Origin of the sequence: Neobacillus sp. GCM10027624 (genome assembly GCF_042675345.1) — a bacterium.
Taxonomy (GTDB): domain Bacteria; phylum Bacillota; class Bacilli; order Bacillales; family Cytobacillaceae; genus Neobacillus; species Neobacillus cucumis_D.
This window is the reverse complement of sequence record NZ_JBHTHD010000023.1, coordinates 182,677-207,738: the sequence shown is the minus strand read 5'-3', so window position 1 is coordinate 207,738 and position 25,062 is coordinate 182,677. Positions and strand designations below refer to the sequence as shown.

Sequence of the window (25,062 nt, the reverse complement as noted above, 5' to 3'; positions counted from 1 at the left end):
GGTTCATTTTTTTGTAGAATTTGAACTGTAGAGCCAATAGGTCGTAATTTGTAAAAGTAAAAGAAAATGGCGGTTGCAAAAGGAGGGAAATCGTATATTAAATCATTTAAATAAAAATGGTTTATTAGGAACAGTTTAGGTTTGTAATGTTAAACTGCTCCTATTTTATTATTATAGAGTGGGTAAGTTCAATGCTGTATTGATATTTTTCAAATCTAAATTGATTTGTTCGTTTGTATCCCAAGCATGGTACCATCCTTTTTCTACCATATATGCGGATATTTGTTCATGCATATCAAGAGCTTCTACTAAATGGCGAGTGAGCATTTCTTTAATTTCCGGTGTTCCTGCCTCCGTAACTGCCATGGCATAATTTCTAATTCCACTTTTAGCTGAAATGAGCAGATCCATTGCAACCACTTGATCCGATAGTGCGTCCATGCCAGTTAAAGTTTCAACGATTGGATTCATGTTCATTCATCTCCTAATTTACTGCTTAGCGTTGGAAAGGATAGAAGCATATTCTTGTAATTGTCTCGTAGATACATCAATGTCTTGCTGCATAATATCTTTTAATAGCGGATCTGTGACTAACGCTTTCATGGTTTTGGATTTAGTTAAACAAGTGGTCTTAAATGCAGCCATCTCATGGACCTCAAGAACTTCATGTAAGGCGTAATTCATTTTTTTATCTCCTTCCTTAAGGTTTCAACACAACTTTTATACAATCATCCATTTTTGTGTCAAAAATCTCATAGCCACGCTTTGCTTCACTAAGTGGAAGTACATGACTTACGACATCTCCTGGATCAATTTTTCCAGTCGTAACTAATTCAAACATATATGGCATATAGTGGATCACAGGTGCTTGACCGGAGCGGATATTGATATTTCGCTGCATAATATCTCCAAGAGGGAAACCATTATATCTGCCGCCGTAAACGCCGGTAACTTGAATTGTCCCGCCTTTACGCACTGCTTGTGAAGCCATGATAAACGCACTTAATGCTCCGCCTTGAAGCTTCATTCCGCTTGCAAGGAACTCCATATCAGTCATTTTACCGTCCATACCAACTGCATCAATGACAACATCAGCGCCGCCTTTGGTGATTTCCTTCAGGTAACTTCCTACATTCTCATGGTCCTCAAAGTTAACAATTTCTACTTTGTTGGTGCGCTTGGCGTGCTGTAGGCGATAATTGACATAATCAACGGCAATGACTCGCTTTGCCCCTTTTAACCAACAGAATTTTTGAGCAAAAAGACCAACCGGACCACAGCCAAGAACAATAACTGTATCTCCATCCTTTACACCTGCATTGTCAACACTCCAAAAACCAGTAGTCATCGCATCGGCAATAACTGCTAACTTTTCATCCGGTTCTTCACAAGTCTCTGGAATCTTGAAATGAGTAAAGTTGGCAAATGGCACTCTTAAATATTCAGCTTGCCCACCTGGATAGCCACCCGTCGTACCAGAATATCCGAAATAGGCACCCATATCACCATTATCATTTGAATTATCACATTGGCTTTCCAAATGGTTTTTACAGTAAATGCATTCACCGCATGCTATATTAAAGGGAATAATTACTCGATCTCCCTTTTTTAGTTTAGTCACACCTGGACCAACTTCTTCGACGATTCCCATTGGTTCATGGCCAATAACATAGTTTTCTTGCAGGTTAGGAATCATGCCATGAATTAAATGTAAATCAGACCCACATATAGCTGTACTCGTTACTTTAATAATCATGTCATCTTGCTTCTCAATCTTTGGATCTGGAACATCTTTGACTACAACATTTTTAATACCTTGATACGTTACTGCCTTCATTGGTTACAGCCTCCAGTGTTAATGTTCATCAGGTGTCCGGTCAAACATACCTTTTCTATTGGTCTCAACAGGAAATAGATTCATTTTGCCAATCATCAAAGTATTGTTGGCAGAGAGTTGGTCTAATTGATATTGTTCACTTAATTCGTATGGATGGAACCATTTTTTACTAATCATTAATTCTGTAATTTCTTGGTGCATGGCAATCCCTTGCATTAACTGGTTTCGTAAGAGGGTTCTAACATCAGGTGATGCGGATTCCGTTAATGCAACCGCAATATTGCGGACACCTTCTTTGGCACGAAGGAGGAAATCCATGGCAAATGTGGTATCAGCTAGCTCAGGCACATGTAACGAGTTTATAGGGTCTAAATAGTCATTATTCAATGAATTTTACTTCCTTTCAATTTATTATTGGTGTTGGCCGGTTTTGAGGAACAGGGGCTTCAAAAGGTGCACGTTGATAAACTGCCTGTAATTCTCCAAGTGCTTGCATGGATTGTTCAACATCTTTTTGCATTAATGCTCTCAAATCATCATCAAATACCAGTCCTTGCATTAGTTTTGATTTCGCTAAGCATAGGGTTTTAAAATTAATTACTTCATGTAGATCCAATGACTCATGATCGGCTAATTTTTGATTATCCATTTCTAATTACCCTCCTTTTTACTACAATGGTATTGTTCCAAGTATAGGAGGAAACATTCTAAAATTTTTTTAAAGGATAGGTAAAGTATTTTGAGTGTTTAGAATATTTGCGAGGTGAGAAAATTTATTCAGCAATATGTACTTGCTTGGATAATTGATAAGAACTCGAGTTAAAACCCCTTGGTGCTCAAGGGGTTTTTCTACTTCGTAAAATCGCAGTTATGGTGAAGTTTCACTAAGATAATTCTCGCCGATCAACGGAACTTGGAGGTTCCTCAAACCATCCATTGGTAATCAGGATATTTGCGCAGTCTTCCGCAAGCTTGACATCCCTTGCGATGGCAGACGAATATTTGAGCCCGAGGTCGCGCCTCATGGCGCCGGATAAGGCGGTTCCATAATAAGCCATCGCAGCTTGAATTAAAAATGCGCAATGGAATATCATCAACTTATCTGAAAATGGCGCAATCTGAGAATCTGTAACATAGGTGTCCCATGAGATGGCAGAACTGATGAAGTCTTCATGAAGGATGGTAGTAAAAATTTCAATATGTTCAGCTGCGACTTGTACCACTTCCTCCATGAACCGGCGAACCTCTTTTATTTTGGCGGTTTGGCTGAAACCGAGAGCCAAGTCTTTAGTCAAGATGGTTTTCTGCAAATTAAAATAAAGACTAGAGATTTCTATTGTATTCAATGGGCGTTGGTGCCCAAACCAGCCGGCTAAAAAGTTTTGTTTTTCCGCGAATTCGATTTTTTCCGGAAGCGCTATAGTGGGGGGACGTTCCATGAAACCTTTCGATTGCAGCATGCCTAACGTAGTTTCGTACAATTCATAAGATTCCTTGTATGTTTCGAAATAGAATTGACGAACGTCCGGCCTGCGGGAAGCGGTGATTCCAAGTGAATAAGCGGTCAATCCGTGTATCGACATTTGGTGCAGATAGAACAGCCAGAGTTCATCTGAAAACAATCGCGGTGCGTTTAAATGGACATCTTCCTCTGTAAATCCTTGGGGAATCGGAAAATGTTCCTGATTGAAAATGACGGTGATTTTTTGAACAATGTTCTCTGCTATATTCAAAGCATTGCAAAAAACAGCGTTAATTTCTGGATCTTGAATAGTTTGCAATGCATATTTGTTTACGCATAGAGCCATCGTGTTATTCATATAAGGAGTCCATAAATTCGATACATCGAGTGCAACTATTTTTTTCTCCATTGCAATCCTCCATAATTTTCAAAATCTAATTCATGCTAATAACCCGAGTTTTACAGAAATGTACTTTAAATGTTAGGCTTCTATTTTTTATTGGTTTTTATGTAGTTTAGTCAAAAGTTTGTCATCCAACCAATGTAAGTCGGCATGGTGTTTCTCCGCTGGCACATCAATTTCATCCGGACGCAATATCTTAGGTAACAGAACTAAATCAATGAAATAAATTTGTAAGAAGGTAATTCAACTTTTTTCAAATGAAAATAAGATTGTGAAGAAATGTACTGTGCAAAACGTTTCCTTATAAGTGCTAAAGCATGAAATAGGAGGATTGCCAAAGGCAATTACAACTGATTAATCGAAACTCGGAATGAAAGCCGTCGTTAAGCTGAAACGAGTTATCTTATACTCCTACATGCACGGAATGGGTAGTAGTCCAAACGTGTAGGAAGCTGGGTGAAGTCGGCTGAAATGAACCTAAGTTCTTAAACAGAATATGGTTCATGATAGGTCAGGATGCTACAAAATATCTAAGGTGAGAATGTCCAGATGGACTGACGAACTTGCGAATGTACGGGTCTAGAAATTAATACGCACGAAAGACGTATGCTGTAAATGCAGTGTCAAACAGCGAAAAGTACGATTAGTACATAGGGACTTCGGAATATCTCGGTTTTTCTCAAAAGTTACTATTTAAATGTGCTTGTGTTAGCAATTTTGAAAAAACATTTACGAAATTTAAAAATAATAACCAACGTAAATGTGACGTGTGCCAACCGCCAAAAGCGTCACGCTAAACGTATATCGAATAATCAAAGTGCCGATTTCTATTAAATAGAAATTGATGCTAATACGAGGGACGATCTTCAATTAAAGGGCGCCTTAATTGAATAAAAGAAGAGCACTTATTATGCATGACTAATATGTGCTCTTCTTTATTTTTAAGGATTTTTATTAATTTAGATTAAAAGCATCCTTTCGGTCATTCCGTACATATCGCTTCGACATTAAATGGACAGATAACCACGGTCTCCCCTAAGTCATTGGATTTATCCGTTTTTGTTCGATAACGAAAAAAGTAGTCCTGTTACCTATGCTATTAAGCACCTTATTATCTGGTTAGTTACAAGTATAGATTAAAGAAGCCACTATGTTTTACAGGTCGCGCTTCCACCTCTGCAGCTGTTTTACTAATGTGGAGTTGTCAATTCCTAGTGATTTGGCGGCCTGGCGCAGCGATGAATTGTTGGCAATCGCTTCGTTAATAATTCGTTTTCCTAGTTGTTCTAATTTACTTTTCAAATTCGATGACGATCCATTTTCCATCTGTTGAAGCTGATAGGGTAAATGATAGGGTTCAATAGTTTGCTCTAGCACTGAAGTAACAAGATTCTCCGTAATATTTTTTAGCTCCCTTACATTTCCAGGCCAGTGATACTGGATAAGGCAATGCTTGGCGTACTTGAATCAATAAAGGTTGTTGAGGCAGGTTACGGAATGGCACTCGTACCAGCTTGTAGCGTAAAGGCATCATTAGCATAAGGAAAGCTTGCTCGAATCTTTGTGGAGCAGGCAGAAATAAATCAAAGTTTGTATATTTGTACGAGGAAAGTGGATAAGAGCGAGCATCCGTTCATTCACTATTTGAGAAAGCATTTAATCGAGCCAGAGGCTTAACATCCTGGCTCGATTTTTGCTGTTATTTGATCCTTCACCGATGTTCAGTATTTCTTGCTATAAAATAAACAACGTACAGCCGAATATGCAATGATTGTACCGATTCCTTGAACAATTGTAATTTGTTTATGTAATGAAATTACAGTGACTGCTGAAAACACAGGAATAAAATTTAGGGTTCTGGTACAAATACTTAGAAAATATAAGAAAGTGAAAGATTTCCAGCGACCTTCCTCACCCAGCCGTAGATTCATTTGACGGTTTGTGAACATTTTCATTCTCTGTTAGTGAGGCGCTGATTTTTGCGCATCATGTTAAAGGATTAGTTTAGTGAAATAATATCTACTAATAAAACGAGAAGTGTTATTCTATTATTGTTTATTTCAAATTTTAAAAGGGGTTATATATTATGAGAGTAGTTTCACCAAAGCCATTTACATATAGAGGAGGAAATAAAGCGAAATTCGAGCAGGGATCATTTTGTTTTTTTTATGGTGGAAATTTTATGTCAAGCCCTGATACAGATACCTAAGGTCTTCAGGTTCTTTAAGGATATCATGACATCTAGTGTAATTTTGACATTAATAGTTTACAAATGCTGGGTATAAGAATTTCTATTAATCTATGGTAACAGGTGAATTTTCATGTGGATTATCACGGTCTATTCCAAAAACAATTTTAACATGTTTGAATTTGACACAAAAAAAGAGGCAAAAGCAGCATTCAGAAGCATTCGAAAAAATTTAGGACTATAAATTCCTTACTGAAATGATAAGCTTTAATGAAGATTGTTTTATAAACGCATAATCATAAAAAAGGTGCTTAACCCGATTGGTTAAGCACCTTAAATTTATGATTAGCAAAAAGTTTCTTTTCTTTATCACGTCCTTTTATCCATGAATTTATCTAATCGAAAGGATTACCTTTTTAATCCTTTTGCTTCGATTAGGTATTGTATGAAGTTGTATATTCCTGTTAAAAATAATCCCTTCACCATCCCTTCATGATAAAAATGGTTTCGTTTTAATCACCCGGACCGATAAAATCTAAAGCGGCAGGAGAAAATAGTGCAACTTTTTTCTTAGCACCCTCCAAAAGAATTCGGATTGGCTCAAAAACTACGTTATCCTGAAAGACATGGCCTCCCAAGAAGATCCTCTTTCTTTCCCTACTTGAGAGGACAGCTTTATTTTTTGAAGAAACGGTCTTAACTGTGACAGGCTCTTTCTCTTCTTCTTGTGTTGTCAATGAGGCGTTTACAGTTTGTAAAACTTCCTCTTCAATCGAAGCGACGATTCCGATTTCGCGCTCATTTAATATCAAGACGAAGTGATATCCTGTTTCTGTTTTCTTTTGGACAACAGACACTTCATCTGTGATAAACGTGACAAAATCTTCAGTTTCGTTCATGTCGGAGTCTTGAGAGGCTCCTTTTTTCTTGATGACTCGATAATAGGCTTTTGCTCCCATTTCATCATCTGTGAAGTCGAACGGTTTGATACTCTCAGTGCGCACAAAATACAAATGATTGACTTTTTCATTGCGGTTTAGTTGGACACATAGAGCAATATCTTCTTTCACCGCCTTTCCCTCACCGCTCGAAAGCATTGGGACGTTCATTTTCATTCCTGGAAACTGAACGAAGATGTAGCTGAAGCTTTTCTTAGGTTGTACATTCTGAAGTCTCATCCACTCACAACCTTTCCGAAATTGTTCTAAGGTTTTTAACCCTGATGAAGTATAATTCAATATTTTTTCGTTCTTTCCTTTCTAAGTATGCGGGGTTTTCATCGTCACTTTCTTATGAAATACGAGTATTGCTCTCAATTGTTGAGGAATTATGAGCAGAAACACTATCGAAAAACATAGAATAAAACGGTTTTTGTCGTTTGATTTTCCGGTTAATTTTTGATTATTTGGAATTTTTTTAATGTAAGTGTGACCAAGAATAAAATTTTTGAAGATTGTGTGTTAAAAAACATACCTGATTTCTTTTCTCTGTGTTATCCTAGCATATATACAACTTTGGGAGGTAAGAGAAATGCAAGTTACTGCAGATAATGCAAAAAAAGACAAACCTACGCCTACATTTTCAAGAACAAATCCATTTCCAGCAAGGATTCTTAAAAATGTAAATTTAAATGGAGAAGGCTCTAGTAAAGAAACAAGACATATTGAGTTGTCGTTAGAAGGTTCTGGTCTTTCTTATGTACCAGGGGATGCCCTTGGCGTTGTTCCTGAAAACGATCCAGAACTTGTGGCTGCCCTTCTTGAGGAAATGCATTGGGATGAAGAAGCAGTTGTCACTATTAATAAGCAAGGTGAAACACTGCCATTAAAGGAAGCGCTCACAAGCTTCTTTGAAATTACCCTGTTGAATAAAAAGATTTTACAGCAGGCAGCGGCATTCACTGAAAATGAAGAGCTTCAAAAGCTTGTGGTGGTTGAAAACGCTGCACAACTAAAGGAATATTGCTATGGCCGTGATTTGCTTGATATGTTACGTGATTTTGGTCCATGGAAAGCTACTGCCCAAGAAATCGTTTCTCTTTTAAGAAAAATGCCGCCACGGCTTTATTCGATTGCTAGCAGTATTGCAGCTCATCCAGAGGAAGTGCATCTTACTATCGGTGCTGTTCGTTATACGTCTAACGGACGGGATCGTAAAGGGGTTTGCTCGGTACAATGTGCGGAACGCGTTCAAGAGGGCGATACGATTCCAGTATTTGTCCAACCAAATAAACACTTCCATCTGCCGGAGTCCGGGGAGAGTGACATTATCATGGTTGGCCCTGGGACAGGCATTGCACCATTCCGTTCGTTTATCGAGGAACGTGCAGTAAATAAAGCAACAGGCAAGACATGGTTATTCTTTGGAGACCAGCATGCTGCGTCGGATTTCCTTTATCAGGATGAGTTAGAAAAATATCAACAGGATGGAGTTCTGACAAAACTTGATGCTGCATTCTCCCGTGATACGGCTCAAAAGGTTTATGTTCAGCACAAAATGCTTGAACATGGCAAAGAATTATTTGCATGGTTAGAAAAAGGCGCAACCTTCTACGTTTGTGGTGATAAGGAACATATGGCGAAAGACGTTCATGAAGCCCTAATTACTGTGATTGAAAAAGAAGGCGAAATGGCCCGTGATGCAGCCGAAGCGTATCTAAAAGATATGCAATCAAATGGCCGTTATCAGCGTGACGTGTATTAAAATAAATTGATATTAGCTAACGCTAACGAAAAAGACAACGAAACCAATTTTTTGGTCGTTGTCTTTTTGCTTTTTTATTTTCCAAAAAGCAGGAATGTCAAGAGTTTGTCCAGAATAAAAATAAAGCGTTGTGAAAGGAGTGATTTGAAATGTTAACAAAGATAGATTTACTTGATATTAAAGCTCTTCAGAAGGTCTGTGAATTAGAGGGCGGCTTTCACCTGAAGTTGAATTTTGATATGCTTGAAAACCGGAAAGAAAATAGTGAGGATGATTTCTTCCATTATGAAGATGGCCGACTCGTTGGTTTTCTCGGAAGCTATTATTTTGGGAATAAAGTGGAACTCTGCGGAATGGTGCATCCTAATTACCGAAGAAGAGGTATTTTCTCTAAATTGCTTAAAATGGGACTTGAGGAAACAAAGAAACGAAACGTCAGAACTATTTTGTTGAATGCTCCAACCAGCTCCAATACGGCAAAAGAGTTTTTAAAAAATATCCCTTGTACCTTTTCTGTTGCAGAATATCAAATGAAATGGCACAAAACAGAACTGACAGAGGATCCGTCTATTATCGTAAGGCCATCGATTTCGCATAATGATTGGGAAGCCGAAGTCCAACTGGATGTCTTAGGTTTTGGGCTAAATGAAAATGAGGCACGTAAGATGCAACAGGAGATTAGGAAGAACAGTGATGAACAATGGCTCATTATTGAAGCCAACGGAAGAACGGCAGGGAAAATGCGTGTGGATGAAAAAGATGGCGAAGCCTGGATCTACGGTTTTGCTATTTATCCCGAACTTCGAGGAAAGGGAATTGGAAGAAAAGCTTTATCTAAAGTGGTAAAAATGGAGAATCAAAAAGGATTTTCTATTTTTCTTGAAGTAGAGGCCAAAAATGCCCGTGCACTTGGACTCTATGAATCATGCGGATTTAGGAGCTTTCATTCACAGGATTATTACGAATATCATAATGTTGGCCGGTAAGTAATGAAAAAGTGGAATATGGACAGAAATTTGACTTGCCAAGGCTGCTTCGGCAGTCTTTTTTAATCCTATTAACGAAATTTTTTAGAAAAAATAATAGGACTTTATAATTAAAAACATGAAATTTGTGGATTTTTGGAAGAAAAAGAAGGATTCTTGGTTTTAATAAAGAAATATATATATTTAAATACAACTACGATTCATCTGCCATCTAAAATATTTTGAAAGATAACAAGAGAAATGCGATATAGAAAAAGATAATAGCATCCATTTCATCAAGGTATGAAGGAAGGTAAAGGATATGAACGATAATTTTTTTGCTGATTATAAAAATTTTATAGTAGTACCAGAAGAAGTAAAGCAAGCTGGTAAAGAAGGATTTGAACCAAAAAGTTATGCCGCGCATTATATAGTGACACTGTCCATTTATGATTCCCGTTTATCAGCCTTGAGAGATGCGAGCAAATATGAAATTGATGTTGAAAAAAGTATCAAAGCGGTTTTGAAGGACTTCAATCAAATGCAGTCCAAGAGGTACCATCTTCAATTACTTGAATTAGACAAATTTCAAAACTATTTTATTTTGGCTCTTTCTACTAAAACAAAATTTGAACCAGAGGAAGAAAATGAACAAGTTTCTTTTATCATTGATAAAATGCTGATGAACTCTTTTTATGTCGGCCAAAGCTGGTTTACCCTTATTGGGGAAAAAGGAAGAGTCGAACGCAAACTCTTTTGCTGGTCTTTTGCTGAATATAAAGTGGAGAACCAAGACGATTCAAAAAAGGACGGAAAATACGAAAACATCAGTGAATTAATCCCTAAAAATGGGCAAATTACGCTGGTTAAAACATCCTTGAAACAGGAAGTTCTTTAATCTGAATTCACCGTAAAACTAAAGGAGCGAAACCCTCGCTCCTTTTTAATGTATATTTCCTCTTTCAAAGTGATTCATTTCTGTTAATTCAATAATATAATTATAGTTATCAATCGAGTGCTGGATTGAATCCATTTGCTCTTTCGATAAGTCCCTCCCCTCTAGCATCTTCACTAAATTCAGTTTATTTTTCTCAATGATCGAGATCACTTCTAAATAGTCCATACTTCAACATCCTTCCGTGTTTAAGAATAGAATTACAGAAAATTATTTGTAAGCGTTATCTGTGGTGTTATCTTTATTTTATACTGACAAGTAATAGATGGACTGTGGCAGCTGTTGCAAAATGGTGTCACCTTCGTTACGAAATTGGTACAGATTACTTGCTTAAAGGCTGCTAGTTAGTCTTTATACATGCTCATAACTTGATCTCTATCTAGAGATATAGATTTTAAAATAAATTTTCTATCCAAGGTTAGTCGATATTTACAATTAACGAATATATGATAATAACAACGGTTTAAATAATCATTCCTTTTAATGGGGGATAAACATGAATCAGCATTCTTACTCAATTATTATCATCATCGCTCTTATCGGTTTAAGTATTGTTAGACGCGTCCGTAGAAATATAGGCTGGCAGCAACTGAAGCAAGGAAATCTGTTGTTTCGAATTGTTTTGTTTCTGATTATTGGGTTAATCTTTTTAGCGGGAGGTGTTATCCACCCAATCAGCTTAATATCAGATGTGGTGGGAATACTTTTAGGGAGCATTTTGGCTTTTTATAGTATAGGTTTAACCACATTTGAACAAAGAGAGGGACGTTTGTTTTACCGCCCGAATATTTGGATTGGCAGCATGGTGACACTTCTTTTTCTTGTTCGTTTTATTTATCGCTTTTACGGAATGCTTACCGGCGGTGCACTTACTGGATTACAACCAGGACAAACAAATGGATGGCAAAATATCGGATACACCACTGGGAATTCATGGACAGCCGGGCTGATGCTCATCATGTTTGCCTATTATGTTATTTACTATTTGATTTTGTTGAAAAAACAAAAACAATTATATCAAAGGAATACGAATTAATATAAGGGGTTCATTCGCATGTTACATGAAGAATTTCAACAGAATAGAAGGAAGATGATTGGTCTGGCAGTCATCTTTTTTCTTATGTTTACCTATCGATTTTTTTCCGGATCTTTTCCGAAAATTTTCCTAAACCTTTTGATTTGTTTAACCTATTCTGTCATCCTGTTTATTCCTAAATCATGGTGGACGAGGAAGAAATTATTCTTAACAGCTTTGATACTCATAACTGAAACTGCGTTTGGTGTCTTTTGGTTTCATGAAATGAACCTCATTTATCTGATTTCCATTTTCATTTTTAATGTTACGATGCAAATATCCTTATCAAAATCGTCGATTTCTGTGGTAGTAACAATGTTTATAACCGCCCTGCTTTATATTCGATTCGGCAAAGAAACTATATTTAGTATTCTTTCTTTCATCTTCTTAACCATTGTCCTTTACTTCACGATTCGATTACGGTTGCAGCGGAATGAAATGTATCGTGTGAATCAACAGCAATTGGCAGAGTTGCAGAAGGCCTATGAACAATTGCAGGAAGCATCTGTCACTTCCATGCAGTATGCGGTATTGGAGGAAAGGACTCGCATAGCCAGGGATATTCATGATGCGATCGGCCATAGTTTGACTTCTTTAATTGTTCAAATGCAGGCATTAAAATTTATGATAAAAAATGATCCTGAAGAATCACAAAAGTCACTTGAAATGATGCTAGGCGTAGCTCGTCAAGGTTTAAAGGATATCCGTACTTCAGTCCATTCTTTAGCTGATAATCAAGAGTATTCAGGGATATATCCTTTGAAAGCTTTACTTTCAAGAATGGAGGCCACAACCGCTATCCAATATACGTTTCAATCTGAATTAAATACAGAGGATTTGACAACCAGTATGAATGGAATTTTGTTTAAGATTCTCCAAGAAGCGATTACTAATGTCATCCGTCATTCTCAAGCAACATTTGTAATGATTAGCTTGAAAAAAGTGTCTGCGGTCATTGTGATGAGTATTCGTGATAACGGTATTTTGGATTCAAAGCAAAAGATTAAAGAAGGATTTGGTTTAAGAGGAATGGCGGAAAGGCTTAAGGAGAGAGGCGGACGGCTGAATTATACGATTTTAGAACCAAGCGGTTTTGAAATCCTGGCGGAAATTCCTATAGATTACGGTGAAAACAATGGTGTAAATGAGGGATAAATATGGACAAAAAAGAAAAAATCAAAGTTTTGCTTGTGGATGATCAGACGATGGTTCGGCAGGGTTTTGGTTATGTCATCGGTCTTCAAAACGATATGGACCTAATAAGTGAGGCATCTAATGGAAAAGAAGCCATTGAAAAGGCCAATGCATGCAAGCCGGATATCATCCTAATGGATGTACAAATGCCTATCATGTCGGGAATTGAAGCGACAACGGCAATATTGGAACAGTATCCAGGAACAAAAGTGGTTATTTTAACAACCTTTGATGACCAAGAGTATATTTATCAAGGGATTCGCGCAGGAGCTGTTGGGTATTTGCTTAAGGATGCGGAAGTCGAAGACATGTTAGAGACTATTCGTGCTGTCTTTCGCGGTGAGGCAGTATATAAAACAAGTTTGGCTGCTCATGTGCTTTCGAGGGTAGTGACCAAAAGCTTACAAGTTTCTGGAGTCAAACACAAAAATATTTTTGTTGAACCTTTAACGGAGCGGGAAAAGGAAATTCTTCAAGAAATGGCCTATGGATTACGGAATGATCAAATCGCTCAAAAACTAATGATAGCAGAAGGAACAGTCAAGTCACACGTACATCGGATCCTGCAAAAGTTTGGGTGTGAAGACCGAACCCAAGTTGTAGTTATAGCACTTCGCAATGGAATGGTGCAATAAAATGAATACCAGGAATTATCAGCGGAGGTAAATTAATTTTTCTCAAAAAAATTTTGAAAAATAAGCAAAAATATATTGACTCTAAATATTATTTGGTGGTAAAATAATAAATTTGATTAAAAATTATAATTATGATATGCTTAAATAGGTTTAAATTTTGGAGGTGTTTTATTTGTTTCAAGTTGGTGATTACATTGTTTATCCAATGCAGGGTGCCGGTGTTATTGAATCGATAGAAGAAAAGGAAGTCTTAGGTGAGAAACATCAATACTATGTAATAAAAATGCCAATCAGTAAAATGCAGGTAATGATTCCTATTGGAAAAGAAAAAAAATCACGTATTCGCTTAGTTTCTGATATACCTACACTTGAAAACGTATTGCGAATTTTTCAGCATGGACAAACCGATACCAATCTTTCAATGAAAGAAAGATACAAAATTAATTCAGAAAAATTGAAAACAGGAAATATTAAAGACGGTGCTGAAGTTGTGCGTGATCTAATGCGCATCAACAAAAATAAAGCACTTAATTCAAGTGAAAAACAAATGCTAGAGAGTGCACGGAAAATATTCATAAGTGAATTAGGATTAATTAAAGGACTCACTGAAAATCAGGCAACAGATTTGTTGAATAATAAAGTCGGATAGTTTTTTCTCTGGCTTTTATTGTGATTAAACGGAAGAAATGTAACCTATTCAAGTATTTTTCATCAACAACTTCTTTATTTCCTCACATTATTCAGACGTTTCTACTTATATTCAATTCCGATTTTTATCAAACGTTTTAATTTTGGACAAATATATATTATGCCTAATTCAAACTGGCACGGCCATTGGAGCCGTAAGGATGAAAGAGAGGTAGGGCTTTCGTTGTTTTAGGAAATTTAATAAATTTTATTGTCCCCTTGTAATTTTTTTGAAGAAGTGGTATATTAAAAAAGAATTATTTTTGTCCGGTGTAAAGAAAGTGGATTTTTAACTTTTCGTCTTGATGATCACTGAGAGCAAGGATAGTAATATATTGTGTGTAATTACACACTAGGAGGCAACACAAATGGAAAATGGTAAAGTAAAATGGTTTAATGCAGAAAAAGGTTTCGGATTCATCGAACGTGAAGGCGGAGAAGATGTATTCGTTCATTTCTCAGCTATCCAAGGCGAAGGTTTCAAATCTCTTGAAGAAGGTCAATCCGTAACTTTTGATGTTGAGCAAGGTCAACGTGGAGCTCAAGCAGCAAACGTTCGTAAAGCATAATAATAAAAAAGACAGACTCTTACTTTAGAGTCTGTTTTTTTATTTAAGGATAAGAAATATTAAAGTTTTGACTTTGAGAATTGTCCAGCTCGAGGTTGCTTCGGTTCTGTCAATGAAGTAAAAGAACGACTTCACTGCCAGAACCTCCAGCGCTTGTCGGTGCTGACCAAGGCGCTTGCGCTTTTCCTATTCAAGGCAATAAAAAACACCACTCACGTATGAGCGGTGCAGATAAAACGGTAAATCAAATGGTAATGCAAGTATAGCATATAAATTTGGAAAAACCTAAATAATACTTAAATTTATAAAAAATTTCATAAAAAGGTAGAGAGTGGGATTTATTTTCCTTTTATAATGGATATGAAATTTAAGACGTTTTCTTTTGAAAGCGTCTTTTTTTTGTCTAAATTTAGGAATGATTTGAATAAATAAAAATTAATTATATTTTTATACAAATTTTGACAAAATTCGTAGTATTCAATCAAATAAAATAGTACCAAGGATATAGACAAACCAATCAAAGGCTTAAGCTGTAATGGAATCCAAAAAAAGGGTGTCCATGTTTGCAACTAAGGGGGAAGGTTCATTGAGAAATACGGTATACATGCCAATTAGACAAATTCATAAAAGGCGGAATAACTCTTTAAGAATGTTAATAAACGGCAAATCTATAGTAATAGCCATTATCGTTTTAATAGCGTTAGTATTTGCTGGTGTTTATTATTATCAGGCAACTCGATTCAATCAGTATATCAAAATCAATGGTACAAACGTTGGTGGACTGACTGCTGATCATGCTTTAAAGAAATTACAATCAACTGTATTAAAAAACGAAGTCTTTATTGGAAAGAATAGAATTTTCAATGGAAAAGATACAAAGACGGGATTTAGCAATAAAGACCTAAATAATGTCAAGGAAATATTAAAAAAGCAAAAGACATTTTTACCTTCTTCAAAGGAAAAAAATTATACGTTGCTGCCAAGTAATGTGGATCAGTATCACAGTCAAACTATTAGGAAAAATGTAGAAAATCATCTCAATGCTCTAAATAAAAGCTTAAAAGGGTCCAGAGATTCGGTGGTCTTTTTGAAAAATGGGAAGATTATTACCCCAAACAGCAAAGCTGGTCATTTAGTTGATGTTGACGGTACCATAAAGGATTATCTGAAAAAGGAATATAATAGTGTCATTCATTTGAATCCCGTATACATAAAAGCTAATAAAGTGGATACTACGATGGTAAAAAAAGAAGAGAATTTGCTGCAAGAACTTTTGCAGCGAACCGTAGAATATAAGCTACAGGATAAAATTTATTCTTTAAAAGCGAGTGAAGTAATCAAGAATGCATCTCTTTCCAAAAAAATGAAGTATATCATTGATCCGAGCGAGATTAGGAACAAGATTGCTGAAATGAATCGTTTGCAATCAACTTTAAATAAAAATTACAAATTTAAGACACATTCGGGTAAGGTTATTTCAGTAAAAGGAAAGTCCTACGGTTGGGCAATCAATGTTGATGCAGAAACCGAACGAATAGTGAAGGCCTTTGAAAAAGGGGAAAACTCAATCAAAGCCTATAATATTTACGGAGTGGGTTGGAGCACATATGGTGTTGGCTATCATGTTACATCAAATAATGGCATAGGTGATACGTATGCGGAAGTGTCCATTAAGGATCAACGGATTTGGATTTATAAAAATAGCCAATTAAAAGTGACATCTTCTGTGGTTACAGGCTGGCATGGAGTCAACCAAGATACACCAAAAGGCGTATGGTATGTCCAGTATAAAAAAACACCATCCATTCTTAGAGGAAGCGAAGTTGGAAATCCGAATTATTCTGTTAAAGTCACGTATTGGGCCCCGTTTACGTTGGATGGCGTTGGGTTCCATGATGCCAGCTGGCGGAGAAACTGGGCGAGTAATGCCTATTTATCAAATGGATCGGGTGGATGTGTGAACATAAAGCCAGATGTGATGAAAACTGTGTACGCCAATCTTGTTCAAAATGAAGCTGTTATTGTTTATTAAGAAATGGTAATTATTGCTAGATTGGACTTTATCTAAAAATAGGGTGAAAACCTGTTTCGATATTAAAATATCACTATACTAATGACGAATGAGAAAAAAGCCTTCTTGAGAAGGCTTTTTTTAATCATTTCGATGGCAGTTATTTGCAAAAAGAGTCAAAATTTCGAGCGAACATCTTGAAAAATATCGTTAATAGGTATAAAATTTTACCTTGTGAAATCAATTTTATTATTATGATTATAGTAATTATTTATGAATGAATCGCACCAGTAAGTTGAAAAGGCAGGTTCATAGGGATATAGAGTTGTTTCATGTATTCCAAACAGCCGCCTAACGAAAGGGGAATTCGCTATGTTAGATGTTATGGAAAAACCTGTAGAAATGAAACAAGAACGACTCGATGTGCTTGATCAGCTTTTAAACCCAGAGGTTCAGGAATCTTTGACTACATTAGTTGAACAGCTTCCAAAATTGACTGAACTTGTGAATTTATTAACGAAGTCCTATGATTTTGCTCAGTCCGTTGCAACAGATGAGATTTTAAAAAATGATACAGTTGGAGCCATTAAAGAAATTGCAGAACCCGTGAAAGATTCTGTGAAAAATCTTGCTGCAACTGTTATTGAAGCGAAAGACCGTGCGGAAGAAAGCAACGAAGTAATCGGCCTATTTGGAATTTTGAAAATGTTGAAAGACCCACAAGCACAAAAGCTTTTCCGTTTCTTTAATGCTTTCCTAGAAGTTTCTGCAGAACGTTCAACTAAATAATTTTAATTACATTACGGACGGGGGAAATACTATGTCAAAAAAAATCGTCATTTTAGGGGCCGGTTATGGCGGACTATTGGCTGCAATTAATATTCGTAAATATTTAAATAAGGATCAAGCAGAAGTTACCGTAGTAAATCAGTTCCCTACACACCAAATCATTACAGAACTACACCGTTTAGCAGCTGGGAGTGTTGCAGAGCAGGCGGTGGCTATGCCATTAGCGAAGCTTTTTAAAGGAAAAGATATTGATCTCCGAATCGCAAAGGTTGAGTCTTTTTCCGTGGATAAAAAAGAAGTTAAACTTTCAGACGGTTCCTATTTAACTTATGATGCGTTAGTTGTAGCGTTAGGAAGTAAAACAGCTTACTTTGGTATTCCAGGATTAGAAGAAAACAGTATGGTATTAAAATCTGCAGATGATGCCAATAAAATTTATCAACATATCGAAGAACGTATTAGTGAATATGCTAAAACGAAAAATGAAGCTGATGCAACCATTCTTATTGGCGGTGGTGGCTTAACCGGTGTTGAACTTGTTGGTGAAATTGCCGATATGATGCCAAAGCTTGCTAGAAGTTATGGAGTGGATCCGAAAGAAGTGAAATTACTTCTAGTCGAAGCAGGTCCTAAAATTTTACCAGTGTTACCGGACCCATTAATTGGACGCGCAACAGCAAGTCTTGAAGCTCGTGGTGTTCAATTTTTAACCGGTCTTCCTGTTACCAATGTTGAGGGAAATGTTATTGATTTAAAAGATGGACAAAAGATTGTTGCCAATACATTTGTTTGGACTGGCGGAGTACAAGGTAATCCTCTAGTTGGTGAATCAGGTCTTGAAGTAAATCGAGGACGTGCAACGGTTAACGAATATCTTCAATCAACATCTCATAAAGAAGTATTTGTTGTAGGGGATAGTGCTGTTGTCTTTGGTCCAGAAGGCCGTCCATTCCCACCAACTGCACAAATTGCTTGGCAAATGGGTGAACAAACAGGATACAATTTATATGCGTTCTTGGAAAATAAATCCTTTAAGGAGTTTTCTCAAGTTAACTCAGGTACACTTGCAAGCTTAGGACGTAAGGATGCTGTTGCCACCATTGGCGCAAATGCAATTCCGCTTAAAGGGCTGCCAGCGTCTCTAATGAAAGAAGCAAGTAATGTACGATATTTATCACACATTAAAGCATTGTTCAGTTTAGCATATTAATTTTGATTGTATTTCAACTCTAAAGTACTAAAGCAAAAAGGTTGCTATCTACAACTTTTTAGGACTATAATAACAATGGCTTTCTTAAAGGATAAACCACAGTGCCCCGACAACACTGTGGTTTTCTTTTTTTCTAGTCTTTTTTGAGTTTCCTTAAAGCCCGAATTAAAATGGATAGGTAAAATGGAGGAACAGCAAAATAAAACAGGAAAATCCTCTTGAAATATAGAATATAGTATAAATATGAATTATTAACCAAAACAACTTTTAGAATGTGAAAGCGAATTTTTAAGTGGATTGATTAAACATATAGGATTTAGGATTAGAATATGAATGGGATAAATGAAAAATTGGAATTCTTCATACTTGATTAGGAGGTCCTATGAAACAAAGTAAATATTCCATTGCAGATTACTGGAGAAATAAGATAAGACTAGAAGAGGAGTTATGGGGTTGCCTTTTTGAGAACCAACCTATAACACAGAACTCTGTGATTATTAATCCAGTAATACTTAACTCTTATAGTGACCAATCAGAAAACGCTTGGGCTGTTTATCCCAATCCACAAAGTGTCCACGGATTTTTAAAATTTATCTATCTTCCTACGGCCTTTATAGGAGTAATTAATCCGGAAATGGAGTATCAATATTATTTTGAAGAAGACCTTGGAGAGCTTTTGGACGAATTCAAGGATGAATACCCAGATCAAATAAAATTAATAACTAAAATGGAAGAAATTTATTTTGCGTTAAATAATAGTTGGGATGACCAAAACTATTTATGTATGGAGAAAATAAAACAGTGGTCAAGAAGTTTTAATGAAGACTGGCTAAAATTAAATGGAACTGCGTTTTCTTTTCATGTTTTTAGCTCGCCTGAAGATGCTGCAAAATATATCATCCAAGTTTACGAAGAAGACTTGGGAATCGATTTCTTAGAAAATGATCTTGGTATCACCAAAAATGATTTATTAAGCATCACAAGTCAAGAAATCTTTCAAAATGCATTTATGAGAAGGCGGTTTACTGACATATTAACCAATCGATTAAAAGTTGCTTTTTGATATGGAAAGAAAAGAAACATGGGGTCCGCCCCCCGGCGGATTAAAGCGTTCGCACCGGGGGAGTGACCCCATGTTTTCTTTTTCTTGCTATACTAAAGAAGATAACAAAAATAACTATGAAAGAATATCCAATTAGAAGGACTGCCATTTTAACAGATGAAAGGTTATTTGTTTGAACCTCTGTAGACTTTGTACTTTCGCCTATTGCGTTCTTTGCCGTTACGGTGTAGGAATAGGTAACGCCCAGTTGGTTAGTGGCTGTTTTATCTATAAAGGTTGGTTCCGTTAAATTGGATGCAATGGGTTTGTACTTGCTGTTGAATCCAAGGATATTCACCTTTTTCCGATAAACGGTATAAAAAGCAGCTCCAGCTGTCGGATTCCATTTAACCAAAACAGAATCAGATTCTTTCTTATTCCTGTTTGACAATATCCAGTCTGGAGAATCTGGAACAGTTGTCATTTTTGTATGAAAGGAATAAATCCCTAGTTGCTTTTCCCTTGCACCCGATACGGAAGAAACTTTCCAGAAGTAACGTTTATCATACCCAAGGTTCTTAATGTTTACAGATGTTGAAGATACAGTTTGATCAAACGCGATATTTGTAAAGCTGGAATCTGTTGCCACAAGCACATGATAGCTGCCCGCACCTGAATTAGTACCCCAGTTTAAAGAAACATGAGCAGGATCAACCTCGCTAGCCCCACTTTTAGGAGAAACTGTAAGGGATGAAGCCGGTACGACTTGGATCATCTGAGAAGCATGAGGGGACAGATGTGCGGTAAGTCCTGAATTCTTGTTTCCTAAATCTTGATGGCTCCACATATCATGAACAGAAGCGGAACCGTGAATTCCTAAATCAGACCAATTGACTTCTACGTTTTGTTTAGATGAGCCGGTATTAAAGAGGCCTATGTTGTATGACCCGTCAGGTAGTTTTTGATAGAATACTTGAGAGGTAGGGGTTTTGAATAAACGTTTTCCGGCCACCCCACTTTGGTTCACACCAATAATTTCGTTATTCGTTAAGAGGCTTATCCCAAAATCGTCTAGTTTGGTCAAGTCGCTTCCGATAACGAAGTGGGAGGCGGCAATTGCCCACAAAGAAACATATGAACGTTTCTCCTCTTTTGTAAGACCATCCTTATTTCCGTTGGCCACATTTAGTGAATCAAAGTCATTCCAGCCGCCTGGACCGGCATGGGGCTGCCATTTTGCGGCATGCGCAAATCTTCTTGAAACATGCTCCCAATCAGTAGTTGTTGGCTTTCCGTAACTTTCCACATCATGATCGGTCCGCCAGCCATTGGATATTTCCTTCCAGGTTGGAACAGCGTCGATATCGAGGTTATTAGACAACTCCACATGAATCGGTCTTCCTGTTTTCTTCAGTGCTTTGGCCCATGCATTGATATCTGGAATATCAACGCGACGTACACCGTCAATTTTTAGGTAATCCACTCCGTAGGAAGCAAACAGTTTTGCCCAAGAATCAATATATTCTTGGGCCCCTGGCTTGGAATAATCGATAGAATACATATGATCAAAATTAAAACTTACTTTTTGGCCTTTGCTCAGGTCTACGATGTCTTTAGCGTGGTAGGGCGTCCCTTCAATTGGTGTATTTTGATCGATTGCTCCTTTCGGAATACCAAGAGTGACGTACAGACCAAATTTCAATCCTTTTTGGTGGATATAATCCCCGAGGGCTTTCATACCGTGTGGGAATTTTTTAGGGTCCACCGCCCATCTGCCGTATTTGTCGACGGTCGTGTTCCAATCAAGCTGATAGTAATCATCAAGGTTGACATATTGATAACCGTGCGATTTAAATTTTGCTGCCATAATATCAGTTGCCGATTTAATATTTTGCTCCGTTGGGTGTTTACGAATCGAACTCCAGCTGCTCCAGCCCATGAAAGGGAGTTGAGCTAAATTGTTATATGAGGAGGCTTTTACTTCCTCTGGATTTAATATGGAAACAGAGAAATTTCCACAAAGTACAGTGGAGCACGCGAACAAGGCTGTGATTATTTTCTTTATCATAAAAACTTCCCCCAAACTTCTTGCAAAAAAAATAGCCCAACACCGCTTAAATTGTGCATTGATAAGGGGGGCGGCACTATTTCAAATTTTTTTAATGATGAATTCTATGATAATACAGAATACTCGATATTTTAAGGAGCAATTTGTTCCAATTTACTTGGTTATGATTATAGGTAGAAAATAGTCAGAAAAAAAGGTGAGTGTATTTAATGATTCATATTGTAAATGGCGATGTAGTTGGTAATAAAATTAAACAAATAGAGGGGGACATCCTGGTTTGGAGAGAAATGTATGATTTTGGTCCCTTAAATTTAACCTGGTCAAAAGAAGAGCAAATAAAAAAACGTGCTCATTTTTTTGAAGAAAAACTTGAAATTCCTTCAGAAACTTTTATTCAAAATTGTCAAAATCAAGATCGCATATTATATGAGATACCGAAATCAGAGGAGGTTATTCTCTGGTTTGAGCATGACCGATTTGATCAAATCATGCTTATGTACTTACTAACAGAATTATCCTCTAAAAGCTGTGAAAATCTTTCGATGATCAGTATTGATCAGTATCCTGGTATAACACCTTTTTATGGATTAGGGCAATTATCATCAGAACAATTATTGGGACTGCTTGATAGTAGAATAAAGATAACAACTGAACAAATCCATGAGGCGACCACTGGATGGACTGCCTATAACTCCATTGAGAAAGAGGATATTGAAAAATGGATTTTATCTAAAAACCATACTTTACCGTTTCTCCTTCGGGTACTCCAAGATCATAAAAATTATTTTCCCTCCTTTCAAACCGGTTTAAATGAAGTTGAATATTTAGCGCTATCCTTCATTCGTGAAGGGGGATGTTTATTTTATGATTTGTTTTCTCGCATTATGGAAGAGAGAATTAACGATGGTTTAAGTAACTTGCATTTAGCAGCTATTATAAAAGAATTAATGAAAGGACCGTATCCGTTGCTTATAAGTGATATTCCATTGCCAAATTATCTCCAACCCGTTTCCAATCCAAAGTTGGAATTAACCTCTTATGGGTTAGATGTGTTAACAGGGGAGCAAAATCGAATGAATTTAGTGGGAATTGATTGGTGGGTCGGAGGAGTACATTTACATAACAGTTAGTTCAAGGGTCTGCCCCAACCTCCGGAATATAAGCTGAAATATAGTCTATTTACTGAAAAATTTAAATTGTTAAAATAATACATATTTATGTTAATCTTAAACTATCAATAAACAAGGAAGTGAATCACTTAATGAAAACTATTCCAGAAATTCTATTAAATGATGGGCTTACTTTGCCTGTTATTGGATTAGGTACATATAAACTAAAGGGAAATGAGGGAGTCCATTCTATCCTAAGTGCAATTGATACTGGCTATCGATTAATTGATTCTGCGTATAATTATGAAAACGAAGGTACTGTGGGTGAAGCAGTTAGATGCAGTTCCGTTCCAAGAGAAGAATTAAGAATTACATCTAAATTACCTGGCCGATATCAATCGTATGAGAATGCGGTTACCACCATTCAAGAATCCTTATATCGCGCAAATCTTGACTATTATGATTTATATCTTATTCATTGGCCAAATCCGAAACAAGATCAATATGTTGAGGCTTGGCAAGCATTAATTGACGCTAAAAAATCAGGACTGATTCGTTCGATTGGCGTTTGTAATTTCTTGCCTGAACATCTGGAACGTTTGCAAAAAGAAACAGGCGTGAAGCCAAGCGTCAATCAAATCGAATTACATCCATTTTTCAATCAAGCCGAGCAAAGAAAATGGCATGAAGAGAATAATATTTTTACAGAATCATGGAGTCCACTAGCTCGAGCAAATGAAGTATTATATAATGAAACACTTCAAACGATTGCTGGCCGTCATAACAAATCTATTTCTCAAATAATTTTACGCTGGCAATATCAGCTCGGGGCCATATCCATTCCTAAGTCTGCATCTCCTGAGCGGCAACTTGAAAATATATCGATTTTTGACTTCTCCTTGAATGAAACCGAGATGTCGCTGATTTCTGAACTAACCCGTCCAGATGGGAGAATAAACAATCAAGACCCTGCAGTATATGAAGAATTTTAAGTCAATGTAGGAGTTTTTAAAATTTTATCCAATTCTTACTTTACTTATTGGATTAATTGGAGTAGAATTTAGAAAATCATAAATATTGGAAATTTGCCGATTGGTCACCCAAAGGCTCCTAAACGTATTACACGTAGAGGAGCCTTTTTTGCATTTTGTGAATGCAGTAATCCCTTATAGGATTCGTTAAACAATGGTATTCGAAAAAATCAAGAGAGGGGTTGGAGAAAGTGAACATTGATCATCTGGAAGCTTTTATGTATGTAGTACATTTGGAAAGTATTCATAAAGCAGCTGAAGCTTTGTATTTATCTCAGCCAACCGTAACAGCAAGAATCAAAACATTAGAACGTGATCTTGGTATCGAATTATTTTTAAGAAAGGGGAGGAGTTTAACATTATCCGATGAAGGGAAAGCATTTATCCCCTATGCTGAGCAAATTATCAATACCTATAGTGAGGGGAAAAAACGTTTGAAAAGGGAAGAAAATCCTGAAGAAACTATTATTGGGGCAAATATGATAACTTCCCAATATTTTATACCTTTTGCTCTTCCTTTCATAAAGAAGGAAAATCCTGCATTGCGATTTAAATTTATATCCGCACCAAACGAAGTATTGCTCGATAAACTTCTTCAAAACCAACTGGATATCGCCTTTATGAATGATGTTAATCATCGTGGTATTCAAAAGCATGAGCTGCTAAATAATTCTGTCCGGTTAGTTGTGTATCCTGGACACTCTTTTCAATTTCAAGAAAATATATCTGTACAACAATTAGCCATGGAGCCATTGGTATTTTTTGAATGCGGTGCTTTTGACTGGAATCGGGTTCATAAATTGTTTGAAGTGGCAAATGTTGAACCAAATATCGAATTTTTAGTTGACCATCTTGAGGTAGCAAAATCGATTATTCTTAACAAAAATGCCATTGGATTTTTACCTTACCTCTGCATTAAGGAAGACCTTGAAAATGGCAATTTAATTGAAATAGATGTTTCTCATATTCTTCAAATCAATCAACGTATTTTTGCGACTCATTTGAAAAATGGTTTTCAGTATTCCAAGTTATGGAATGATATTCTTTTATCTGTTAAAGAATTTGAGAAGAAAAATATGATGGTTTATTAATTTAATTTTCTAAAGTGAACATTAAATTTTTCAATCAG

General features: G+C 36.6%; 25 protein-coding genes. 15 read left to right on the top strand and 10 right to left on the bottom strand.

Features of this window, described 5'->3' with window-relative positions; all coding sequences use genetic code 11:
• Nucleotides 1–171: 171 nt before the first annotated feature.
• The 8 genes from ACFQZ9_RS27980 to ACFQZ9_RS27945 form a co-directional block, all read right to left on the bottom strand.
• Complete coding sequence (locus tag ACFQZ9_RS27980; protein ID WP_498946632.1) at nt 172–471, bottom strand: spore coat protein; 300 nt, start codon at nt 469–471, stop codon at nt 172–174.
• An 18-nt stretch (nt 472–489) separates the two neighbouring features.
• The gene (locus tag ACFQZ9_RS27975; protein WP_026576189.1) at nt 490–684 is read right to left on the bottom strand and encodes a hypothetical protein; all 195 of its coding nucleotides are present in this window, start codon (nt 682–684) and stop codon (nt 490–492) included.
• Between the two features lie 16 nt (nt 685–700).
• Complete coding sequence (locus ACFQZ9_RS27970; protein ID WP_498946631.1) at nt 701–1,837, bottom strand: zinc-dependent alcohol dehydrogenase; 1,137 nt, start codon at nt 1,835–1,837, stop codon at nt 701–703.
• Between the two features lie 18 nt (nt 1,838–1,855).
• Nucleotides 1,856–2,224 (bottom strand): spore coat protein, encoded by a 369-nt coding sequence (locus ACFQZ9_RS27965; RefSeq protein ID WP_098576282.1) that lies wholly within the window; start codon nt 2,222–2,224, stop codon nt 1,856–1,858.
• Between the two features lie 16 nt (nt 2,225–2,240).
• A complete protein-coding gene (locus ACFQZ9_RS27960; RefSeq protein WP_026576192.1) occupies nt 2,241–2,486 on the bottom strand; it encodes a hypothetical protein in 246 nt (81 codons plus the stop codon).
• Between the two features lie 235 nt (nt 2,487–2,721).
• The gene (locus ACFQZ9_RS27955; RefSeq protein WP_498946630.1) at nt 2,722–3,708 is read right to left on the bottom strand and encodes a YvdQ family spore coat protein; all 987 of its coding nucleotides are present in this window, start codon (nt 3,706–3,708) and stop codon (nt 2,722–2,724) included.
• Between the two features lie 1,149 nt (nt 3,709–4,857).
• On the bottom strand, nt 4,858–5,103 hold the full coding sequence (locus tag ACFQZ9_RS27950; protein ID WP_498946751.1) for a hypothetical protein: 246 nt from the start codon (nt 5,101–5,103) through the stop codon (nt 4,858–4,860).
• 1,299 nt (nt 5,104–6,402) lie between these two features.
• The gene (locus ACFQZ9_RS27945; RefSeq protein ID WP_498946629.1) at nt 6,403–7,068 is read right to left on the bottom strand and encodes a hypothetical protein; all 666 of its coding nucleotides are present in this window, start codon (nt 7,066–7,068) and stop codon (nt 6,403–6,405) included.
• 352 nt (nt 7,069–7,420) lie between these two features.
• Here ACFQZ9_RS27945 and ACFQZ9_RS27940 point away from each other — a divergent pair, with 352 nt between their 5' ends.
• The 3 genes from ACFQZ9_RS27940 to ACFQZ9_RS27930 all read left to right on the top strand — a co-directional run bounded on the left by ACFQZ9_RS27940 (nt 7,421) and on the right by ACFQZ9_RS27930 (nt 10,456).
• On the top strand, nt 7,421–8,593 hold the full coding sequence (locus ACFQZ9_RS27940) for a sulfite reductase subunit alpha (protein WP_198311818.1): 1,173 nt from the start codon (nt 7,421–7,423) through the stop codon (nt 8,591–8,593).
• 149 nt (nt 8,594–8,742) lie between these two features.
• On the top strand, nt 8,743–9,579 hold the full coding sequence (locus tag ACFQZ9_RS27935) for a GNAT family N-acetyltransferase (RefSeq protein ID WP_498946628.1): 837 nt from the start codon (nt 8,743–8,745) through the stop codon (nt 9,577–9,579).
• Between the two features lie 301 nt (nt 9,580–9,880).
• Nucleotides 9,881–10,456, top strand: a complete 576-nt coding sequence (locus ACFQZ9_RS27930) for a hypothetical protein (protein ID WP_498946627.1) — start codon at nt 9,881–9,883, stop codon at nt 10,454–10,456.
• Nucleotides 10,457–10,501: 45 nt separating this feature from the next.
• On the opposite strand, the gene ACFQZ9_RS27925 is transcribed toward ACFQZ9_RS27930, so the two are convergent.
• Entirely contained in the window at nt 10,502–10,681 is a 180-nt protein-coding gene (locus tag ACFQZ9_RS27925) for a DUF3896 family protein (protein ID WP_498946626.1), read from the bottom strand.
• A 328-nt stretch (nt 10,682–11,009) separates the two neighbouring features.
• On the opposite strand from ACFQZ9_RS27925, the gene ACFQZ9_RS27920 reads away from it, so the two are divergent.
• The 9 genes from ACFQZ9_RS27920 to ACFQZ9_RS27880 all read left to right on the top strand — a co-directional run bounded on the left by ACFQZ9_RS27920 (nt 11,010) and on the right by ACFQZ9_RS27880 (nt 19,746).
• Entirely contained in the window at nt 11,010–11,549 is a 540-nt protein-coding gene (locus tag ACFQZ9_RS27920; protein ID WP_498946625.1) for a CcdC protein domain-containing protein, read from the top strand.
• A gap of 18 nt (nt 11,550–11,567) precedes the next feature.
• Nucleotides 11,568–12,743 carry a sensor histidine kinase gene (locus ACFQZ9_RS27915; protein ID WP_498946624.1) on the top strand — a complete coding sequence of 392 codons (1,176 nt, stop codon included), beginning with the start codon at nt 11,568–11,570 and terminating at the stop codon, nt 12,741–12,743.
• Between the two features lie 2 nt (nt 12,744–12,745).
• Nucleotides 12,746–13,417, top strand: coding sequence for a transcriptional regulator (locus tag ACFQZ9_RS27910; protein WP_498946623.1), 672 nt, complete (start codon nt 12,746–12,748; stop codon nt 13,415–13,417).
• 157 nt (nt 13,418–13,574) lie between these two features.
• Complete coding sequence (locus ACFQZ9_RS27905) at nt 13,575–14,066, top strand: CarD family transcriptional regulator (protein WP_498946622.1); 492 nt, start codon at nt 13,575–13,577, stop codon at nt 14,064–14,066.
• Between the two features lie 406 nt (nt 14,067–14,472).
• The gene (locus ACFQZ9_RS27900; RefSeq protein ID WP_026576199.1) at nt 14,473–14,673 is read left to right on the top strand and encodes a cold-shock protein; all 201 of its coding nucleotides are present in this window, start codon (nt 14,473–14,475) and stop codon (nt 14,671–14,673) included.
• A gap of 559 nt (nt 14,674–15,232) precedes the next feature.
• Nucleotides 15,233–16,705 carry a L,D-transpeptidase family protein gene (locus ACFQZ9_RS27895; protein WP_498946621.1) on the top strand — a complete coding sequence of 491 codons (1,473 nt, stop codon included), beginning with the start codon at nt 15,233–15,235 and terminating at the stop codon, nt 16,703–16,705.
• A gap of 351 nt (nt 16,706–17,056) precedes the next feature.
• The gene (locus tag ACFQZ9_RS27890) at nt 17,057–17,473 is read left to right on the top strand and encodes a helical membrane plugin domain-containing protein (protein ID WP_498946620.1); all 417 of its coding nucleotides are present in this window, start codon (nt 17,057–17,059) and stop codon (nt 17,471–17,473) included.
• Nucleotides 17,474–17,504: 31 nt separating this feature from the next.
• On the top strand, nt 17,505–18,683 hold the full coding sequence (locus ACFQZ9_RS27885; protein ID WP_498946619.1) for an NAD(P)/FAD-dependent oxidoreductase: 1,179 nt from the start codon (nt 17,505–17,507) through the stop codon (nt 18,681–18,683).
• Nucleotides 18,684–19,065: 382 nt separating this feature from the next.
• Nucleotides 19,066–19,746, top strand: a complete 681-nt coding sequence (locus ACFQZ9_RS27880) for a hypothetical protein (protein ID WP_498946618.1) — start codon at nt 19,066–19,068, stop codon at nt 19,744–19,746.
• A 40-nt stretch (nt 19,747–19,786) separates the two neighbouring features.
• Here the strand turns inward: ACFQZ9_RS27880 and ACFQZ9_RS27875 are convergent, their stop codons facing one another.
• Nucleotides 19,787–21,793: a glycoside hydrolase family 27 protein gene (locus ACFQZ9_RS27875; RefSeq protein ID WP_498946617.1), complete on the bottom strand. Its 2,007-nt coding sequence runs from the start codon at nt 21,791–21,793 to the stop codon at nt 19,787–19,789.
• A 209-nt stretch (nt 21,794–22,002) separates the two neighbouring features.
• Between ACFQZ9_RS27875 and ACFQZ9_RS27870 the strand changes: the two genes are divergently transcribed.
• The 3 genes from ACFQZ9_RS27870 (at nt 22,003) to ACFQZ9_RS27860 (ending at nt 25,024) form a co-directional block, all read left to right on the top strand.
• On the top strand, nt 22,003–22,923 hold the full coding sequence (locus tag ACFQZ9_RS27870; RefSeq protein ID WP_498946616.1) for a DUF1835 domain-containing protein: 921 nt from the start codon (nt 22,003–22,005) through the stop codon (nt 22,921–22,923).
• 131 nt (nt 22,924–23,054) lie between these two features.
• Entirely contained in the window at nt 23,055–23,894 is an 840-nt protein-coding gene (locus tag ACFQZ9_RS27865) for an aldo/keto reductase (RefSeq protein ID WP_498946615.1), read from the top strand.
• A 230-nt stretch (nt 23,895–24,124) separates the two neighbouring features.
• On the top strand, nt 24,125–25,024 hold the full coding sequence (locus tag ACFQZ9_RS27860) for a LysR family transcriptional regulator (protein ID WP_498946614.1): 900 nt from the start codon (nt 24,125–24,127) through the stop codon (nt 25,022–25,024).
• Nucleotides 25,025–25,062 lie beyond the last annotated feature (38 nt).